This window comes from Bacteroidia bacterium, assembly GCA_016218155.1.
GTDB lineage: Bacteria > Bacteroidota > Bacteroidia > Bacteroidales > GWA2-32-17 > GWA2-32-17.
The window spans coordinates 1-3,482 of the sequence record JACREQ010000083.1 but is presented as its reverse complement, the minus strand read 5'-3'; the positions used below and the strand labels follow the sequence as shown (position 1 = coordinate 3,482).

Here is a 3,482-nt window from a genome sequence, read left to right as displayed (position 1 = left end):
TGATAAACCCGGACAGGATAAAGAAATCTCCACCTTGCTCAATATTGTAAAGAGCAGCCCGAATAATGGAACGATTAAACTAACCGCTAATCCAACTAAAGAATTACAGGTAGGTGATGAATTAGAAATGAAAGTTTCACTCACTACTCCCGATGAGTCTATAGAGGAAATTATTTGGATAAAGGTTATCGATCCGGAATATCCGAAAGAATCAACTCCTAAAGAAGAAGAATCTTTTGAAAACATCGGATTGCCCGAACTGGTAAAAGTAGCAAAAAAAGATTGGGAAATTTTAGAAGGGCAAGGCATTTCAATGAACTATGATACTGTAATGTATCCTGTTGGAGAAGGCGATAAACTGGAAAAGGTTTATATTAACTTAGACAGCAGAGTATTTCTCAGTCATCGCATAAAATTAAAATCAGAAGAACAGATCACTACCGCTCAAAAGAAATATTTGTCTTCTGTTTATTTTCATGCCCTTTTCTTGTACATGATTACAAAAAGGCGGAACTACACTTTAACTATTTCAAAAGATGGCAAACAGGAAGATGTTACCGTGGACGAATATATACGAGATGTATTTGATAGCTATTACAGTGATTTTCTCTTAAATTTTGGGATGGAGCAGTTAATGGGGGTTTTGGAGGAATAGGGTTTATCGTATTAAATCTTTTCAGGGTCAATTTTGAAATTATCAAACACTTCTTTATCTTTTTGAGTAAGAGATACTTTAATTCCTATGTTTATCAAGATTAACTGAAAAGCATATTTCTGTAATGCTTTATCAGTTTTTATCCTCCCGGTTTCCTCATCCATAAAAACTTTTTTCCAAATATCATTCTTTAAGTTGAAATCATTTCTGGCAAAAAAAGCTACCACGCTTTCTTTCTTTCCATGCTCTATTCCAACTTTTAAAGTAGAATAAAGCATGTTTTGACCGATTGGACGGAAAAGCAGGCTAGTAGCATCAGATTTTCTATCTACCTTCTTGTCTCTTAAGAATTTATTTAAGGGAGGTATCTTCTCAAATAATTCAGTGAGTAGGCTTTCAATATAATTTTGTCTCTCTTTAATTTTTTCTTCCGATTCTCTTCTATGTGTAAATTTTACATAATCTTCTCCTGAAACTTTTATTCCAAAAACATTTTGATTCGTGAATATAGCGGTTACAAAGTCATATAGTACAATTATATTAGTAAATGCAGTCTTGTTGCTAACACTAATGCTTCTTGTTTGATTAAATTGGATAATGCCTTGCAATAACGGAAAATCTTCAACAAGATTTCTCGTGATAATAGCACAGTTATCTTCTTCGTCAATAGCAATGATTTCACTTTTGCTTACAGGCTTGGCATAGCGGTTAAGGGTTGAAAAAAGTCTTCTTGTTCTTATTAAGCCATCCTGTGTATTTTTATGAGCCAAGAATATTACTGTTATTTCCTCGTTATGCAAGCCTTCTTTTTCTTTAATTCCATCTTTAATTGCTTTTGTACGGTGTTGGCCATCAATGGCAAAAAGCTTCTCTTTACCACTGAGAGTAAGAATTCCTAAAGTTTTACTGAGATAATCTATTTCCTCTTCTTTTAAATTCTTATATTTCTCTATATCTAATTCTTGATATGTTGGATTGCCATCATAAATTCCTATGATCAACGCATTGAAGAAGCGTTGCTCCTGAGTTTTCAGATATTCAACTATTCTTTTTGTTCTATCCTTTACTTCTCTTTGAATTAGAGACTTAAGACCTTTGTTTTTATGTATTTCATCGGTTAGAGAAATCCTGTCTGCAATTTCATTGAATGTCATTACAGAAATGTAATATGTCCAATCGCCCATTCGGGCTCTTAAGGTCGGAAGTATTAATTTTCTTTTACTCATAAATATTCCTTAACTCGGATTTGATTTTAGCTTTAGGAATGTCTGTATTTATATGCGGAACAAATGTGTTTAATAACTTTTCTTCTACCTCATCAATTTGACTGTTATCGTTAATATTTGAAAAGAAAAAATATAAGTTGTCTTGATAAAGTTTTAACATTTCGTATACTTTGGGTCTAGGCTTCCCTTTTCCTGTTTGATCATCTAAATATTCATAGAACCTTTGTCTTAATGTCCTTGTCGTTTGTCCAACATAGAACAGATACTTGGTTTCAAAAAAGTTTGAAATTTGGGGTTTAACAATAAAACAATAAACACCTTTGTGATCTGGAATTTTAACTTCATTTTTCTTTTCAAACTTATATCCTTTCCAGTTTAGACTATAAGGAATTTGATTGCTTACATCGCTCCAATATTCAGGATATAAAAGAAACTTCCGAATATGTAGTTTAAGCTGCCCTTTTTTTATAAAATCAATATCGTAAGACATGGTATTAGATAAAACAAGCTGCACAACCCTCTCCCTCTGCTTCATCTAAAATATCCAGCAGATAAGGAGATTTTTCGTTGGAGATGCGATTCGTTCTCTTTAAATGTTCTTCTTTGATTTGGCACACGCGTTCGGGTTGGATGAGGTCTTCTAATCGCTCATCCTGAATCCATGTATAGCCGTCTTTTTCATATTCCATTGCCAACTTAAACTTATCTGGGTGCTGTTCGTATAGCCAAATCCATTCAATTTTTTGTTGGAAGAAACAGAAGAAACATCCGGAACGGCTGCGGGCATATTCACCTTTCTTGCCGGTTATCTCAAACTCTACTTTCTCATAATATTGCGGTATACCTACACCGCTTTCCCGCAAAATCCTAAAGATGTCATCCCTCACCAATACATCTTCATTGTCTAATAGTGGAAATTCATCCGCATAGGACAAAGGATAGTATATTGTTTTAAGGAAATCAAATACCACTTTATTGAAAACATTTATCCCCAAATTTAACAAAGTATTTAACTTATCAGTTTGTGGAAAATTTGAGGAAATCGGCTCATTGACAATTTCTAATACCCGTTTTGTCATAGCTTTATCAACATGTTTCTCATACAAATTAGCCAACACCAGAATATTGCCATTTTTCAGTGCTTTGTTGATAACGTCCTCACTCCAAATGTTCTTGCGGAATGGGAAGATAGACTGGATGTTGGGTTTCTTAGAGATATACCCTTCCCGGTCTTCATCGCCCCGAATACCCACATAAGAGATTACCGGATCATCCCCAACAAACCTTTCAAATGGCTCCAATTTTAGTTTCCTCGTACACCAGCGAGAATTAGAAGATGGTAAATAGCCTCCATATAATTTTAGAAAATGGTCAAACGGTGGTTCGTGGCTATCCTTACCGGCTTCTAAACGGGTAATTGTCTTCCCTATATATACTTCAAGGTTTTTAATGAGCATGTATGTTTCGTCCAATTCCTTGCCTGTATCGCAGAAATAGTATTCAATATCTAGTTGTGGATATTTACCTTTCAGATAAATTGCCAGAGCTGCGCTATCCTTGCCACCTGAAATGCCCAATACATGTCGAATTTTATTTTCCAT

The 3,482-nt window shown here is 34.4% G+C and carries 4 protein-coding genes; 1 reads left to right on the top strand and 3 read right to left on the bottom strand.

All coding sequences use genetic code 11. The annotated features are described in order from the left end of the window. A partial coding sequence (locus HY951_14775; GenBank protein ID MBI5541326.1) for a hypothetical protein occupies positions 1-655 on the top strand: 655 nt, incomplete at its 5' end. 11 nt (positions 656-666) lie between these two features. Here HY951_14775 and HY951_14770 read toward each other — a convergent pair. Genes HY951_14770 through HY951_14760 form a run of 3 tightly spaced genes read right to left on the bottom strand, consistent with a single transcriptional unit; the run spans position 667 to position 3,482 of the window. Next, positions 667-1,881, bottom strand: coding sequence for a DGQHR domain-containing protein (locus HY951_14770; GenBank protein ID MBI5541325.1), 1,215 nt, complete (start codon positions 1,879-1,881; stop codon positions 667-669). Beyond that, complete coding sequence (locus tag HY951_14765) at positions 1,874-2,371, bottom strand: GIY-YIG nuclease family protein (protein MBI5541324.1); 498 nt, start codon at positions 2,369-2,371, stop codon at positions 1,874-1,876. Before HY951_14765 ends, HY951_14770 begins: the two co-directional genes overlap by 8 nt. A 4-nt stretch (positions 2,372-2,375) precedes the next feature. Continuing rightward, positions 2,376-3,482 (bottom strand): phosphoadenosine phosphosulfate reductase family protein, encoded by a 1,107-nt coding sequence (locus HY951_14760; protein ID MBI5541323.1) that lies wholly within the window; start codon positions 3,480-3,482, stop codon positions 2,376-2,378.